The following is a 15,862-nucleotide window of genomic DNA, read 5'->3' as shown; positions in this document are numbered from 1 at the left end:
GGTGCTGTCCACCGAGCGCTTCTTCCTGCTGGTCATGGTTGAATTCGTCCGGGTTGGATTCGGGCGCGCACTAGACCGCAAGGCCTATGTGGGAGGAAACCACCACGTCGTGATCTTGCGGATGCTCGAAAACTTCGGTAGGTCAGTTCGTGAAAAACCGTAGAGAATTGACCAAGTTGCCTCCCATCTAAAGGTGCGTCGAAATTCTTTTCCGGCCATCATGGGAAGCTTGCAGCATCGACGGAAACGATATCAGTTGCCCCTTGAGTGACTTTATTCAGGTGGTTGTTACAGAACCGTTCAGGGGCCGTTGCAGGGCCGGATAGAGCTCACAATGATCAGTGGCCTGATGGCAGAAGTTACACCATTTTTCTGACACCACCTAAATTCGTTTACACCATTTTTATGACACTCCCTCGATCCACTTACACCATTTTTCTGAAACTTGGGGTTGTCTTTCAGGATGGCGGTCTAGACCCTTGACATGACCGATCAGTTCCTGAATCTTGATGAAACGTCGATTTCATGAGTGCGGAGCTGTGGTGCGGTCCTGTGCCGAGTTGGTCCTTTGTTCAGTTTTCGGCGCTTTTGATTTATTCATCTGTTATCAGAAGGAGTCTCATGGTCAAAAGTAATGTCACTGTGAAGCCGCAAAACGATTACGACGTTGTGATTGTGGGCTTCGGTGTGGCGGGAGCGTCGGCAGCCATCGAGGCCGCCGATTCCGGTGCGAGGGTTCTCGTACTCGATCGCGGTTACGGCGGGGGAGCCGCTGCGCTCTCGGGCGGTGTGATCTACGCAGGCGGCGGAACGCGGTATCAGCAGGCAGCCGGTGTGCAAGACAGCCCGCAGAACATGTTCAACTACCTTCGTCAGGAAGCGAACGGTGTGGTCTCAGATGAGACACTCCGCCATTTCTGCGAGACGAGTCCGGCCATGGTTGATTGGCTGGAACAGCAAGGTGCGCAGTTCCAAGGAACGTTGTCGCCGTACAAGGCGTCCTACACGGCCGACACGCACTACCTGTACTACTCGGGTAACGAAACAGCGTGGCCCTACAATCTCGAGGCAGTACCGGCCGCCCGCGGGCACCGGCAGGTTGCAAAGGGCGTAAAAAGTGGGCACACGCTCACCATGAGCTTGTGCCAGTCTGCCATTGCCAAGGGCGTTGAGTTCAAGCCGTTGAGTCGTGTCAGCGAGCTCATCATCGAAGATGGTGCGGTTGTCGGTGTGGTTTATCGGAGTATGAATCCTGACGACGATGGTGGCGACAGCCACCGGAAGCTGAGCAAGGTCGGCGGAAAACTGGGGAACTGGGTTCCGCCTATCGGGGCCCGACTCAACGCCAAGGCCGAGAAACTCTGGGAGAAGAACGCCGTTGAAGTCAGCGTCCGAGCCAATGCTGTGATCCTGGCTGCCGGCGGATTCGTACTCAATTCCGAGATGATGGCCAAGCACGCCGGTCCCTTCCAAGACCCGGGCCTGCTTCCCTTGGGCACGGTGGGCGACGACGGTACCGGAATCAACCTCGGGATATCAGCCGGTGGTGTAGCCACCAATCTCGATCGGCTGGCGGCCTGGCGGTTCCTGTCACCGCCGAGCGCCTTCCTCGAGGGTGTGACGGTGGGCCCGACGGGTGCACGAATCATCAATGAGGACGTGTATGGCGCGCGTTTGGCCGAGGTCATGATCACCGAGCATCAAGGGCAGGGCTTTCTTATTCTTGATGCCAAGAGCTGGAAGAAGGCTCGCGGGCAGGTCCGCAAGCAGTGTCGGCAAGCCTTCCAATTTCCGCAAACGATGTATTTGTTCACCGCAGGGCACAAGAAGGCAGACACCTTGGATGCTCTTGCCGCCAAGATTGGCGTCCCGCCGGCTGGTCTTGTTCAGACAGTGCGCGCCTATAACGACGGAATCGCAAGTACGAGCGGCGATCCGGGCCACAAGGCGGCCGGGTTATGCACGGCGATCGAACAAGGTCCGTTCAGGGCGGTCATGATTTCCATCAAGAATTCGTCGCTGTATCCAGCCACGGTATTCACGCTCGGCGGTCTCAGGGTGGACGAGTCCTCGGGCCATGTCCTTAACAGTGCGGACCAGCCCATCTCAGGGATTTATGCCGTCGGCCGGTGTGCAATCGGAATTTGCTCCCACAGCTATGTCAGCGGTCTGTCACTTGCCGATGGTGTTTACTCGGGCCGCCGCGCTGGTGCACACGCGGCGAAAAGCGCGCAACTTCGCCGGATATCGCCTGTACAAGAAGTAACTGGTACCTGACCGATGTCAGTTAACGCACGAACACATACCTGGATTTGTCATTACATCGTTCATGACGCAGGCCTTGGGATAGGTCGAAATGGACACCAACTACTTCGGATTGGAACGCAATGAGTTCTGCATCTACTCCCCGTTATGGAGTCTTCGCTTTGTCCACCGTTCCGCCGTGGCACAGCCACAACGTAGCGGTGAACAAAGCGCTCGAGCAGATCAAACATGCCGACAAGCTCGGCTTCGAAGATGCCTGGGTGGCCGAGCACAACGGTCGCAAGTTCGGAATCACGGCTTCGGCGCAACTGTTGCTGGCCGCGGCTGCGGCCGCCACGACACGGATTCGTGTCGGATCCGCGGTCTCACGGTTGCCGATGCACCACCCGCTGCGCCTGGCTGAGGACTACGCCTACATTGACCAGTTGAGTAGTGGCCGGCTGAACTTCGGCATCGGCAAGGGTTATGATCCGGTCGAGTTCCAGGCCTACAACATAGACCTGACCGAGCGTGAGGAGCGCTACAACGAGGTCCTCGAAATCGTCATGCAGGCATGGCGGACCGGGAAGGTCAATTTCCAGGGCAAGTACCACCAGGTGCCCGGTGTCGGTGAAACGATCGACGAAGTCGAACTTTTCCCGGAGGTGTTCCAAAAGCCTATTCCGCCGACCTATGTCATGGTCAGTTCGACCGAGGAGTCACTCCGGTCGGCCGCACGCCAAGGTTTCGCGTTCGTGCTCGGAGGTGCGACCCGTGACCAGGTGAAGTCGTTGGTCGAGGTCTACCGCGAGGAGGCACGTGCGGCAGGACACTCGTTCGACGCGATCGATGAAAACCTCTCTCGCAGTTCACAGTTCAAAGCAACCCATGTCGCCGATACCGCCGAGCAGGCCAGACGCGAATTCCGCGAGGGCTATATGTGGTTCGTTGGGGAGAAGAAGAACCGTGCCAAGGTTGGCCTCAGCATCGAGGATCTCACTTTCGAGCAATACGTCGAACGCAAGATGCTCATTCTGGGGTCGCCAGATGACGTCGCGGAGGAAGTGGCATCTTTCCACAGCTACACGGGCCTCGGAGGTCTGGTGCTCTGGTTCGACGGCGGCGGGAGCCAGCCGCAGGAGCAGGTTCTCCAGTCGATGACTACGTTCGCCGAGAAAGTGCGCCCGCAACTCTGACTCTGCGCAATCGAACCGGGGTCGCAAATCGGCCCCGGTTCGATCGCGAGATTTTGGGTGGCGGTCCGAGGCCGGCCCCGCGGATGGCTTGAAGCCGTAGAGATTTGACCACTTGTAGATAGATTCCACAGCTCGCGCGTATGGAGGAATTCACACCGATGGCAAAAGTTCAGACCGTGACCGGAGAGATCGACTGCCGGCAACTCGGGCGGGTGCTCATGCACGAGCACGTGTTCGTGATAAACCACGAGTATCAGGTCAACTACCCCGAGACCTGGGACGACGACGAACGCACGGCGGACGCGGTCAATAAGCTTGTCGCGCTGAAAAGCGCCGGTATCGACACGATCGTCGACTTGACTGTGCTGGGTTTGGGTAGGGATATCCGACGGGTGCGGGCCGTAGCAGAGAAGTCGCCGGTGACGATCATCGCCGCGACAGGGTTCTATACCTTTGCCGATCTGCCTACCTACCTTCGTGTGCGGGGGCCTGGCAGGATGTTCGGGGGTGAGGAGCCTCTGGTTGGAATGTTCGTGAAGGACATCACGGAGGGCATCGCGGGAACAGGGATCAGAGCGGGAATCCTCAAGTGCGTGACCGATGCTCCTGGTGTAACTCCCGATATCGAAAGAATCTTGCGCGCCGTCGCCCGTGCACATCTCATCACCGGCGTTCCGATTTCCACGCATACCGATGCATTGGCCGAGCGCGGCCTGGATCAGCAGAAGATCTTCGCGGAAGAAGGAGTAGATCTGGGTGCTGTGGTCATCGGCCACAGTGGGGACACTGACGATCTGGATTACCTGCAGCGCTTGATTGATGCGGGTTCCTACCTCGGTATGGACAGATTCGGCCTCGACGGCATCATGACGTTCGAGAAACGAGTGGCCACCGTCGCAGCATTAGTACGGCGCGGATACGCATCGCGAATGGTGTTGTCCCACGACACTTCATGTCACACCCAGAACGTTCCTGACGACTACCGTGCAAAAAACTGGCCCAACTGGCAGTTCCAACACATCGTGGACGACGTCGTCCCCGCATTGCTGAACGCGGGCGTCGCGCCTCGAGACATCGAGACAATGCTTGTGGATAACCCGCGGGAGATTTTCACCGCCGGGTGATTCGGTGGTAACTAGCGGCTATCGGATGATGAAGCGTCACGGCAGAACGTGGATAGCGCACGCCCGGAAGCTCCCGGGGGCTTGACGTCGGTCTGTGCGCAAAAGTGCAAGTGGCGCTTCTAATCTCATGCTGCGTCGGCTGGTGAAAGCGGCTTGATTTGGACGGGGAGATCTGTGCCGGCGTCGCGAGGAGCGGCCACGCGGCGGAGTTGTCGAAGCGTGAACCGTCAGCCGTGGGACAACATGTCCGAGCTGGATATGTGTCTACAACCTCGCTACCAGGATCGTATGGCCACCAGCGACAACATTTTTCGTGAGTGAGGCAGTCCGGGCATCCGTGTCGTTCTACTCGACGTCACCCAACACCAGTGCGACGAACTCGGCTGCAATAGTCCCCACTCGGCACGGCGGGACCGCTCCTCGTGCGCCGCCACGACGAGTTAGCGCCGTATTTGTGCCCCTTCTGGATGCAGGTAGCTACTTCGAGCCTGGCACCTTGGGTCTGTCCGAGAAATGGGGTAATTGGCAGGTCGTATTTCGGGTTCTTCGGATTGGATCTGCTGTTGGCGAGCTGTGATGGGCATGCGGTCACCGAACGTGATCGCGAACGCGGTTAGCGCCGGTTGCCAGCGCATGGTCCATCGTTGTTGACCAGTTCCCTTAGGGTCCAGTGACCTGGTGACCAGATACAGGAACTTCAGCGCGGCCTGCTCCGTCGGGAAGTGTCCGTGGACGGTGACCGCACGCCGATAACGCGCGTTCAAGCTCTCGATCGCGTTGGTGCTGCACAGCACTGTTCGGATCTCGACGTCGAAATCTAGAAACGGCACGAACTGTTCCCAAGCGTTGCGCCACCGTTGGCCAATCGCTGGGTAGGCCTTGCCCCACTTGTCCTCGAACTTCTCGAACGCCGCCCACGCGGACTCCCGCGACGGGGCCCGGTAGATCGGCTTGAGGTCCTCGGCGATCTCACCCCAGAACTTTTTCGAGGCGTGTTTGAACGTGTTCCGGATCAGATGGATCACACACGTCTGGATTGTTGTTTGGGGGAAGACCGCTCCGACCGAGTCCGGGAGTCCCTTGAGGCTGTCACAGACAATGAAGAACACGTCCTCGATGCAGCGGTTCTTCAGTTCGGTCAGAACCTGCATCCAGAACTGCGCTGATTCCCCAGCTCCGGTACCCGCCCACAGGCCGAGGACGTCTTTGTGTCCGGCCAGGTCGACACCGATCGCAGCATAGAAGGGCTGGTTGGTGACCTGCCCATCGCGGACTTTGACGTAGACCGCATCGATGAACACCGCGGCGTAGACCTTCTCGAGGGGACGGGCGGCCCAGTCGGCCATCTCGATAAGGCCCCGGTCGGTAATCTTGGAGATGGTGTCCTTCGACAGCGACGCACCGTAGATCTCCTCGAAGTGGGCAGAGACCTCTCCGGCGGTCAGTCCCTTGGCGACCAACGACAGCACGATCGTGTCGACCCCGCCTAGGCGTCGTTGGCCTTTCTTGAGGATGGCCGGGTCGAAAGTGCCGTCGCGGTCCCGCGGGACGTCGATTTTGACGGGGCCGACGTTGTCGGTCAGTACCGTCTTGACGCGGGTGCCGTTGCGGGAGTTTCCGCTGTCGCGGCCGGTGGGGTCATGCTTGCTGTAGCCGAGGTGCTCGATCATCTCCTCGTCCAACGCGGTCTCGATCACCGTCTTGGTCAACGCCTTCAGTATCCCGTGCGGTCCGGTCATCGCGACGCCGCGGGCACGAGCGGAGCGGACGAGTTCCTGCGTGATCGCCAGCTCCTCGCCTGTCAGCTCGGCGTTGGTTGGATCGACCCGAACTTTCGGTTCGTCGGTGCTCACCATGCGATCCACCGCTGGACCTTGTTGAGGCACTGGGTAAGTGGCCGTCCTTCAGAAGCGACGCAATCGTCCGTGTTAACCATCTGATGAATGGCGACGTTACTGCGGGAGAGCGTGGAACGAGCTTTTGACTTGGGCATTTGACGCACCCTTCCTGGGCGGTCGCCATGAAGGCAACGCCCGATCAACCATGCCGTGTCAGAAAGACTGTACGACCTGTCTACCAAGAAGACAATGCGTTTTCGCAACTCATCGCAATGCTCGCATGGAGCGGACCTTTCGCCCCGATGCGGTTCGTTCCCATACCAATTGGGCTGACGGGACTCGGACGGAGGCGATGCACCGCGCGCAGTCGCACAACGAAGGATGCGGACGCTCAGGTATCACCGCTGCAAGCTGACGGTCGTCGGTGTCGACTACAAGGACATCAGTCAGTGAGCGTCGGTCAGTCCTTAGGCCCCGCCTCTGGGGCGCGTCGACGATCGTCGCACCGACAAATAAGTACGGGAAGGGCGTAAGCCGCCACCAAGGCCCTCAGTCTGGATTGCTCGTGCGCATCCGGTGATAAGTTGGTGAAACCGGTTGTGCCTGCATCTCGCAATGAAGTTCTAGGATTCTTGGGAAGAAATCAAGCCTCGTGACCTGCGGTCGTGGCCGGCGGCGAGGTAGGCGGACAGACAGCTTTCATACAGATATCGGCGAGCATTTTCACGAGTTGGTCGTTGGTTAGTCCGGATGAGGACAGCCATGTCCGATTGAGCATCAAGGCCATCAGGCGGATTCGTGCGCTCGCCTCGGATCGACGTTCGGACGGCCAGTTCGACATGAGCAACGGCATGCAGTCGCTGAACTCGACCGGGGTGTTGAACAAGGTTGCGTACTCGGCTCTCTCGGTCGCGAGGACCTCATCGAGTACGAACATCAAGGTTCGATTCTTCTCGAAGTACGACAATCCGTCGCGGACCCAGGCTTCGACGGCCGCTGTATCTCCGGTGGCGAACGCTGGATCGGCCCGCTCGAAGTATGACAAGATCTCGGGTGTCGCATCGGTCATGATCGCCTGCAGGAGATCAAGTTTGCTGCGAAAGTGAAGATAGAACGTCGCCCGACCGACACCCGCCGCGATCGCGATTTCGTCAACAGTCGCCGCGGGGTACGTCGTATGTGCAAAAACATCCATAGCGCCGGCCATCAACCGAGTCCGCGTTACCGCTCGCTGCGCATCGCGCAACGAGACTCGGGCGGGCCGGTTCGGCGTTGTCGTGAGTGGCGCAGCATCGGCTGGGGCGGACTTGGTTGGAAGCTTCGCCGATTCACCTTCGAGCAGTTCGATTGGTGCGGGAGCGCTGTCCGGCCTCCCGGCCGCAATTCGCTTCGCCATGCCAAGAAGCCTACCTTGGCCGGTGTCTGCCTCGAGGTCGTAGCGCAAACCGCGGTGGGTAGGGCGTTGCGCAGCAGCGGGTCTGAACCCTGGCTGGCACCGAGGTCGAAGCCGGTGGCGCGCAGCCGGATCGTGTTTCCTGCTGTGGAGTCCGCATAGCTACTTGTCGCTACCGATCGTTTTGTGTCTGCTCCACCACCCACGCCGCGATCTGGGCGCGGGATGTGAATCCGAGTTTGGTGAGCAGGTGCTCGACGTGTCCTTGTGCGGTTCGCGGTGAGATCACGAGTCGGTCGGCGATCTCCTTGTTGGTCATGCCCTCGGCCACCAGTTCCGCGACTTCCTGTTCTCGTCTCGTCGGAGTCGTCGACGCATGACCGGGCGGGGCCTCCGGGAGTTCCTCACGCAGTGCATACGCGATCGCGGCGTCGAATCCCAGCGACCGGCCCTTCCGATGGGCAGCGTCGAATTCGCGTTGTCCAAGTGCCTGGTGGCATGCTCGATCGGATTCCTCATGGTGGACGAAGAGGGCGGGAAACATGATCGTGACACTGCCGACTTCTCGTACCAGCTCCTCGCCCGCGGCCATCAGAATTACGGCACGACGTGGGTCGTTCTCACTGGCCGCGATCCAGGCCAGCGCCTCGAAACATGTCGGGGCCATGAGGCGGTCTTTCACCTGTCGGCACAGCTGCAGAGAATGCTCGAGCAGCTGTATTGTCCGGGAACGGTCGCCCTGACGCCACATCAAAACTGCCATGGACCACAGTACGTATGACCGGTATACGGACTCTCCGCGTGCCTCGGTGACAGCGAGCACGCGTTCGTAGCATTCGATTGCCTTCCGTATGTCGCCCCCTTGTTCATACGCGATTCCGAGCATGTGCAGAATGCCGATTTGTGGTGCGTCGTCTCCCGGCCCGAACAATTCAAGGGCCCGTTCCAGGCGTGCGCACGCCCGGGGGATGTCACCGTTGAACACCGCCAAGATCCCGTCGGAGTGTGCGATGAAGGCATGGGTCCGTGGGTCGGTGATCCGTGCCGCGAGCCCGCGCCCTTCCTCGGCCAGGTCGGCGCCCGCATCCATGTCGCCCTGCACCTCGGCCAGCACGCTGCTGGAGTACAACGCGATGGCTCGTTCGACCGTCACCTGCCCTGGCTGGCGCGCCAGGAGTCGGTCCAGCCAGTGCCGCGCCTCACTGAATGGCCCACGCGAACTCCAAAACGGCAAGAGAGCGGCGGAGATGCGCAGCCCTGCGTCCGGGCTGTCGGACATGCAGAATTCCAGTGCCTCACGGAAATTCGGCTGCTCTTGCTCGAGTCGCGCGATCCAGTCGAGCTGCCGTGCGCTGATCCACTCGGATTCGGCGTCAAGCGCGAGCTGCTGATACCAATCTCGATGCATGCGACGGAGTTCCAGAAACTCATCGCGCCGCTGCAGTTGTTCCCGGCCGTAGTCACGGAGGGTTTCGAGCAGTCGGAATCGAACCGCACCGTTCGATTCCTCCCGTACGAGGATTGACTTGTCGACCAGGGAAGTCAATGTGTCGAGCACGTCGTCAGGATTCATCCCTGTGCTGCAGACCGCTTCCGCAGCATCGAGTCCGACACTGCCGGCGAACACCGACAGCCGTGCCCACACCAACTGTTCTTGCGGCGTGCACAGGTCGTGGCTCCAGTCGATGCACAATCGAAGCGTTCGCTGCCTCGACGGCGCGCCCCGGTTGCCGCGGGTGAGCAGGGAGTACCGGTCGTCGAGTCGCTGCAGGATCTGCTCTGGCGACATGGCGCGTAGCCGAGCCGCCGCCAACTCGATCGGGAGGGGCAGTCCGTCCAATCGGTTGCAGATCTGTGTGATGACGCTGCGGTTGTCGTCGGTGAGCTCGAAGTGGGGGAGAGCAGTGGCTGCGCGTTCGACGAACAACGTGACCGCGTCGTAGCGGGGGAGTCCGCGAAGCGACGGTTCACAGTTGGGATCAGGAACTGTGAGGGGTGGAACTCGCATGACCGATTCAGCGCCGATCCCGAACGCTTCTCGGCTCGTCGCCAGAATGCGCACGCCCGGGCAGGACCGAAGCAGCGTCTCTGACAGGGAGGCCGCGGCGTCGACTACCTGTTCACAGTTGTCGAGGAGTAGCAGCACCTCGCGGTTGGCGAGGAAATCCAGGAGGACAGTGTTCGGAGACAGGGCCGACTGGTCCCGCAGCCCGAGCGCGGCCACGACTACGTCGACTAGCAGTGACTCGTCGGACAGTTCGCCGAGTTCTACGAGCCAGACGCCGTTTCCGAAGTTCGACTTCGCATTTGCCGCTGCCCGCAACGCGAGCCGTGTTTTCCCGACGCCGCCGATCCCTGTCAACGTCACCAGCCGCGATGAACTCAGCAAGGCTTTCAACTCTGAGAGTTCGCTGCGGCGCCCGACGAAGCTGGTTAGGTCGAGTGGCAGTGTCCCACTGGAGTTGTGCGAGGTGTGCGAGTGGATGTTCGGGCGAAGACGTCGCGGTCCCGAGGGTGGTTCAGGTTGTCCATGCGCGGCTATGTCGTCGGCCGGGATGTCGTGTCGCAGTAAGAGATCGCGAAGCTCCTCGCCGAGTGCGGCTGCCGTTCGGTGTCTGTCGTCCGGATTTGTGGACGTGGCGCGTTCGATCACCGCACATAAGGCGTCGGCGATGCCTTGATCGCGTAGGTCTGGAATGGGATGTGTCGTGATCTTGATGGACAATGGCTGATCGCTGCGGCGTTCGAATTCGGGATGACCTGTCACAGCGCAGTACAAGGTGGCAGCGAGACCGTAGATGTCCGAGGCGGGGCTTGGAGATTCGCCCGTGAGGATTTCGGGTGCAGTGAACGCGGACGGCACGGTCAGGACGTCGGTCGTGGTCTCGAAATTGCTTGCAATGTAGGCGATCTCGAAGTCGGTGAGCGCCGGCTCGCCGTATTCCGTGAATAGGATGTTCGCGGGTTTCACGTCGCGGTGCACGATTCCGAGTCGGTGCGCGGCTTCGAGTGCGCCGGCTAGTTTTACCCCTAACCTCAATGTGTCTTCCAGAGTCAGTGGGCCGTGCTGGCGGAGTTGAGCATCGAGGGAACTGCGCAACTGGTCTTGCGTCACGAGGAACGGGTGCCCGCTTTCGGTGGCGCCGGCCTGTAGGACGGTGACAATGTGGGGGTGTCCGGCGAGTCGGCCCATTGCCTGTTGTTTCCGGAGGAAGCGCTTCCGGTCGCCGACGTCCAGGTCGGAGAGGATGACGGTGACTGTCACGGTGCGGTTGAGCGAGGTTTGATCGCACCGATAGACCACACTGAAATCGCCACGTTCGATCTCGCGGGCGTTGTCGAATCCCGCGGCACTCAATTCAATGCTGACGTCGGGGACCATGTCACCCCGCGTCCCGAACGGATTTCTGGTCGGCCATCGGCTTCTGTGCACTTCACCCTCTTCGTGTCATCGAAGCAGGTGTGACGTATGCCACCTTGTCGACGATGTACTCAGGATATCGCTGCCGGGTGGCTGCCGGTAGTCGCCACTCGGAGGGCGAGATTATGTGTCGATGGCGCAAATCTGCGGAACAGCTCCGGGGGGGGGGGTTGGGTCGACGGGCTGCAGCTGTCGCTACTCGTAGCCCTCTTGCTGTCGTGCCGGCCGGGGTCGTGCCGAATTATGGATGTCGACTTCGTAACGACAACGGGCGCTACGGGTTCCATGCATCCAAGAATCGCGCACCGCTGTGCAGGTCGATGCGCTGGAGCTCCAGAGTTCGATCATAAACTGCCGTAATCAAACAACTGTCCATTAGTGGTGACAATCGTACAGTTGTCCGTTAGTGTCTCGGTGAGGGCGCTGATCCCAACCCAACACGAGCTTGATAGGACAACGATGTCAACGATCAACATGATGGATCCTGAACTGGCAGCAGCCTGCGCTGTTATCGCTTCCGACGCCATGGCGAATGGCGGGATCACAATCCCTGAGCGCGGCGACGCGTTAGGGCTTCGGGCCGTCCTCGAAGCCGGGATGGCAGGCGTTCCTTCTCCGCCCTCAACTGGCGTCTCCGTAAGTTCGCACTTCGCCCCGACGCCTGACGGCTCAGAAATTGGATTGCATTTCTACAGCACCGATACCGGGACGACCGACCGTCCAGCAGTCGTGTACTTGCACGGTGGAGGGATGATCTCCGGCAAACCCGACCACTACGACGGAATCGTTCGCTACTACGTGCAGGAGTCGAATGTTCCACTGCTGCTTGTTGATTACCGGCTCGCTCCCGAACAGACAGGCACCTCACTTGCGGAAGACGGATTCACCGGTCTTCAATGGCTTGTCGACCACGCCGATGAACTCGGAGTAGATCCAGCTCGCATTGCCGTCATGGGCGATAGCGGCGGCGGCGGTGTCGCTGCAGGAACTGTGATTCTTGCTCGCGACAGAGGCGTTCCGGTCTCGAAACAAATTCTCATTTACCCGATGCTGGACGACCGAAACACTGAACCGGACCCGATTCTCGAGGGTGCCGTCGCGTGGACCCATGATAACAACTGGACCTCCTGGAGAGCGGTGCTCGGAGCAGACTTCGGCAGCGACAGGGTCTCGCCGATCGCCGCGCCCGCGCGTCTCGAGGACTTTTCGGGTCTTCCTCCTACCTATATCGAAGTGGGTGAACTCGACATCTTCAGGGATGAATCGATTTCGTACGCTCGCAGACTGTACGAGGTGGGAATCTCATGTGAATTGCAGGTTCTTCCTGGTGTAATTCACGGACATGACCGCATGAGTCTGGATATCGGGGTCACCCGTCGCACACTGGCGGATCGCTGCAGGGTCATCGCAGACCTGTAACCGCACTGAGGATCCAACTCAGTCATCTGTTCGGAACCGGATTCTTCTTGCCGACATCGAGCATTCGACCGACTCTCGATGACGGTCCGCTTGACGATCTCTCGTAGGACGCCCGCCGGCGAATGATGCCGGCGGGATTCGAGTCGTGGCGGAAGGTGTCGAAAACACCGGCGACGTCCTGATCTCCGAACTCGAGGCTCAGGTGTCCACCGACATTAGACCCATCGCCAAACCCCGGCAGATCACCATCGTCCCCGAACTTCCGAACTTCCGAACTTCCGAACTTCCGAACTCCCGAAGACCCGATCCGGCAAGGTCATGCGCCGCATCCTAGGCGACATCGCCGAAGGCCCCGGCCTCGAAGACGCATCAATCCTGTTCGGCCCCAAGGTATTCGACGCAATCTAAGGTAAGTAGGGCCTGCAGCCCCGTGCGCCTTTCTGGTAGTGGGCGCTACCAAAAAGGCGCACAGGGGCGAAGCCCCTCTCGTCGGCGAATTTAGTACGAGCATCCTGTCCGGGGCTGTGTTCTGCAGCTGATTCTTCGATCCGTGACCACGGCAAAGCCGGTCCCATCGTGTGATAGTTTCTGAACAATCGCATCTCTATGCCTCATATTTTCAGGTTCACGTGAGACCCGCGCGACCTACGCACTAGGAGTAACCGATGACGCAATCGGATCCACAGCAGGCTGTGCTCCTGAGCGAGCCAGCCCCTCACGTTCGGTTGTTGACCCTCAATTTGCCTCATCTGCGAAACGCGATGACAGAAGAGATGACTTGGTCCTGGACCGAGGCGCTCGACGCCATTGAGAATGATCGTGATGTACGGGCGTTGGTGGTGACGGGGAGTGGTACGTCGTTCTGCTCGGGGGCGGACCTGTCTTGGCTGGACGACGCTCCTTCGGGCGAACGCACCCCCGATCGGCTGCAGCGAAAGATGGCACCCTTCTACCGCTCTTGGCTGGCGCCCCGGGAGATGCCATTCCCGGTGATCGCGGCGATCAATGGGCCAGCAGTCGGTGCCGGCGTTTGCCTTGCACTAGCCTGCGATCTGCGTTATGCGAGCAACGATGCACTGTTCAAGACCCCCTTCAACTTTTTGGGCACACACGGGGGCATGGGAATCACAGCACTTTTGCCTGAGGTAATCGGCTACGCCTGGGCGCGGGAGATGCTCTATACGGGCCGTGACGTCTTGGCCGACGAGGCTCTCAGATTGGGTTTGGTAACCGGCGTGCAGGACGATGTACTCAGCTATTCGATTGATGTGGCGCGGACAATTGCCTCGGCGGCACCCATTCCGACCAAGCTGACCAAGATGGGACTCGAGCAGGGGCGCGCAGGTCTGGCGGCTGCCGTGACTTGGGAGTCTCTGGCGCAACCGGTAACGATGGCTACGGCGGATTTGCATGAGGGGATCGCCGCCAGCCAAGAGCGCCGTCGACCGGTATTCACTGGTGACTGAGTGGTCACAGCACGCGCGGCGAATGTGCAGAGTCACTCGTGTGGAAGATAGTCCGGCCAACACGGTTGACTGAGGCGAAACAGTCGCCGGCGTCGAGTTACCGTTGTCACTATTGCTATCTGTTTGATAGTTAACGACATGTTGTGGTTTATGATGGACTCATGCAAGGTGCAATGGAGTGGTCACAAGATCGAACCGATTCCATGTCCGATGCGGGTGTGTCAGTTGGCTCACTGGCTGAGGTCGGTCCGATGGACCTTCTCCGCGCTCTCGGTGACCCGGTTCGTTGGAGCATCGTTCGCCAGCTGTGCGCCGTCTCGGAGTTGCCTTGTAGCACGCTCGAGCACACGTTGAACGTATCCAAACCCACGATTTCATACCACACGAAGATCCTTATACAAGCTGGTCTCATGTACCTCCGCAAAGAGGGTCGTAACAACTTCTACACGCTTCGTCCCGAAGCATTGCACGCACTGCTCGAGGCGATTTCGGTACTTGCTCCGGATATCGCGCCGGTTGATGATGGCGTGCTGAAATTTCCCGCGGCCACAGGCAGGGGACACGGGCAGGCAATGACAGATCATGTGGCTCATCCGGTAGCCGTTGGCGCGGAGCATGTTCCGGTGGTCACTACCTGGTGAGGGAAAGGTCGCGGGGAGCATCGCTCCCCGTGGTTGAGCTGGACGTGCGGTTCTTGTCGGAGGATGCACTCGTAGATTCCAGCCGACCGAGTCCTCCTGATTCTCCTCCAGTGAGTGCCGCAAATCTGTCGCATTCTGCGGCACTCACTTCGGCGTTCGGCTACTTGATGGTGAAGAGGTTGGTCGCGTTATTTCAGCATGCAACCAGCGTCGACCGGCATTGCGACGCCCGTGACGTAGCGCCCTTCATCTGAGGCAAGGAACAGAACGGCGTTGGAGATGTCCACGGATTCCAACCACGACAACGGAAGCGCGTGTGACATGCCGAACCTGTCGGCCATCGTCTCCTTGGTCCGTTCCTCCGGGGTCAAATCGGGCGCATATACCTCGTACATGTAGGGATTTTGAATGATCGGTGTGTCAACCATTGCCGGGTGAACGGTGTTGACGCGAATGTGATCCTGGGCAAGTTCGAGGGCGAGGCTGCGCATCAGACCGACCACGCCATGTTTGGATGCAACGTATGCGCCGGCGTTTTGTGCGCCCCTCAGGCCTGCAACCGAGCTGGTAATGACAATCGCGCCGCCGCCGGCCTCGCGGAGATGCGGGATCGTGGCTTTGGCTGTGTGCCACGCCCCTGTGAGATTGACGTCGATGATTTCCCGCCAGGCATTTTCCTCGAGATTCTCCATACGGGCAGCGCTGAAGATTCCGGAGTTTGCGGCGACGATATCCAGTCGTCCGAGTTGTGCAACACCATCGTTGACGGCCGCCTCCACCGCGCTGAAATCACGCACGTCGGCCTGAGTGGCAACGATGCGCTGGCCGAGGGCCTCAACCAATCGCACGGTTTCTGCCAAATCATCGGGCGTCGCCAACGGATAGTCGACCGAATCCATAGGACTGCAGATGTCGATTGCGATGATGTCTGCACCCTCTTCGGCCAGACGTACGGCGTGGCTACGTCCTTGCCCGCGAGCAGCGCCCGTGATGAATGCGACTTTGCCCTGAACTCTTCCAGTCATTTGAAACCTTCCGGCTTGGGATATGACGGCCATCACGATCTTCGTGGAAACCGCCGTGGGTGAAGTATGATTCGCATCTATATTTAGATACATTT

General features: G+C 59.7%; 9 protein-coding genes and 2 pseudogenes. 7 read left to right on the top strand and 4 right to left on the bottom strand.

The genetic code is table 11. The features are described 5' to 3' along the window. Positions 1 to 525: 525 nt before the first annotated feature. From CJ178_RS17520 to CJ178_RS17510, 3 genes are all read left to right on the top strand, one after another. On the top strand, positions 526 to 2,277 hold the full coding sequence (locus tag CJ178_RS17520; RefSeq protein ID WP_257013246.1) for an FAD-binding protein: 1,752 nt from the start codon (positions 526 to 528) through the stop codon (positions 2,275 to 2,277). Between the two features lie 110 nt (positions 2,278 to 2,387). Further along, positions 2,388 to 3,440 (top strand): LLM class flavin-dependent oxidoreductase, encoded by a 1,053-nt coding sequence (locus CJ178_RS17515; RefSeq protein WP_095887231.1) that lies wholly within the window; start codon positions 2,388 to 2,390, stop codon positions 3,438 to 3,440. Between the two features lie 158 nt (positions 3,441 to 3,598). Further along, the gene (locus tag CJ178_RS17510) at positions 3,599 to 4,564 is read left to right on the top strand and encodes a phosphotriesterase family protein (RefSeq protein ID WP_095888023.1); all 966 of its coding nucleotides are present in this window, start codon (positions 3,599 to 3,601) and stop codon (positions 4,562 to 4,564) included. Positions 4,565 to 5,142: 578 nt separating this feature from the next. Here CJ178_RS17510 and CJ178_RS17505 read toward each other — a convergent pair. From CJ178_RS17505 to CJ178_RS17495, 3 genes and pseudogenes are all read right to left on the bottom strand, one after another. Next, positions 5,143 to 6,417: pseudogene (locus CJ178_RS17505) on the bottom strand (IS256 family transposase); the annotation flags it as partial. Positions 6,418 to 7,045: 628 nt separating this feature from the next. Further along, positions 7,046 to 7,798 carry a TetR/AcrR family transcriptional regulator gene (locus CJ178_RS17500; protein ID WP_095887230.1) on the bottom strand — a complete coding sequence of 251 codons (753 nt, stop codon included), beginning with the start codon at positions 7,796 to 7,798 and terminating at the stop codon, positions 7,046 to 7,048. A 169-nt stretch (positions 7,799 to 7,967) separates the two neighbouring features. After that, positions 7,968 to 11,177 carry a protein kinase domain-containing protein gene (locus CJ178_RS17495; RefSeq protein ID WP_095887229.1) on the bottom strand — a complete coding sequence of 1,070 codons (3,210 nt, stop codon included), beginning with the start codon at positions 11,175 to 11,177 and terminating at the stop codon, positions 7,968 to 7,970. 498 nt (positions 11,178 to 11,675) lie between these two features. Here CJ178_RS17495 and CJ178_RS17490 point away from each other — a divergent pair, with 498 nt between their 5' ends. The 4 genes and pseudogenes from CJ178_RS17490 to CJ178_RS17475 all read left to right on the top strand — a co-directional run bounded on the left by CJ178_RS17490 (position 11,676) and on the right by CJ178_RS17475 (position 14,742). Next, positions 11,676 to 12,635: an alpha/beta hydrolase gene (locus tag CJ178_RS17490; protein ID WP_095887228.1), complete on the top strand. Its 960-nt coding sequence runs from the start codon at positions 11,676 to 11,678 to the stop codon at positions 12,633 to 12,635. Between the two features lie 118 nt (positions 12,636 to 12,753). Continuing rightward, positions 12,754 to 13,043 (top strand): annotated as a pseudogene (locus CJ178_RS17485) (hypothetical protein); the annotation flags it as partial. Between the two features lie 257 nt (positions 13,044 to 13,300). Further along, complete coding sequence (locus CJ178_RS17480; protein ID WP_095887227.1) at positions 13,301 to 14,101, top strand: enoyl-CoA hydratase/isomerase family protein; 801 nt, start codon at positions 13,301 to 13,303, stop codon at positions 14,099 to 14,101. A gap of 173 nt (positions 14,102 to 14,274) precedes the next feature. Then, the gene (locus tag CJ178_RS17475; protein WP_179300771.1) at positions 14,275 to 14,742 is read left to right on the top strand and encodes an ArsR/SmtB family transcription factor; all 468 of its coding nucleotides are present in this window, start codon (positions 14,275 to 14,277) and stop codon (positions 14,740 to 14,742) included. 188 nt (positions 14,743 to 14,930) lie between these two features. Here the strand turns inward: CJ178_RS17475 and CJ178_RS17470 are convergent, their stop codons facing one another. Continuing rightward, a complete protein-coding gene (locus CJ178_RS17470) occupies positions 14,931 to 15,767 on the bottom strand; it encodes a mycofactocin-coupled SDR family oxidoreductase (protein WP_095887225.1) in 837 nt (278 codons plus the stop codon). Positions 15,768 to 15,862: the final 95 nt, after the last annotated feature.

Source organism: Rhodococcus sp. ACPA4 (assembly GCF_002300185.1).
Taxonomy (GTDB): domain Bacteria; phylum Actinomycetota; class Actinomycetes; order Mycobacteriales; family Mycobacteriaceae; genus Rhodococcus_F; species Rhodococcus_F globerula.
Note: the sequence above shows the minus strand (reverse complement) of the source record. Positions and strands in the feature narration are given on the sequence as shown.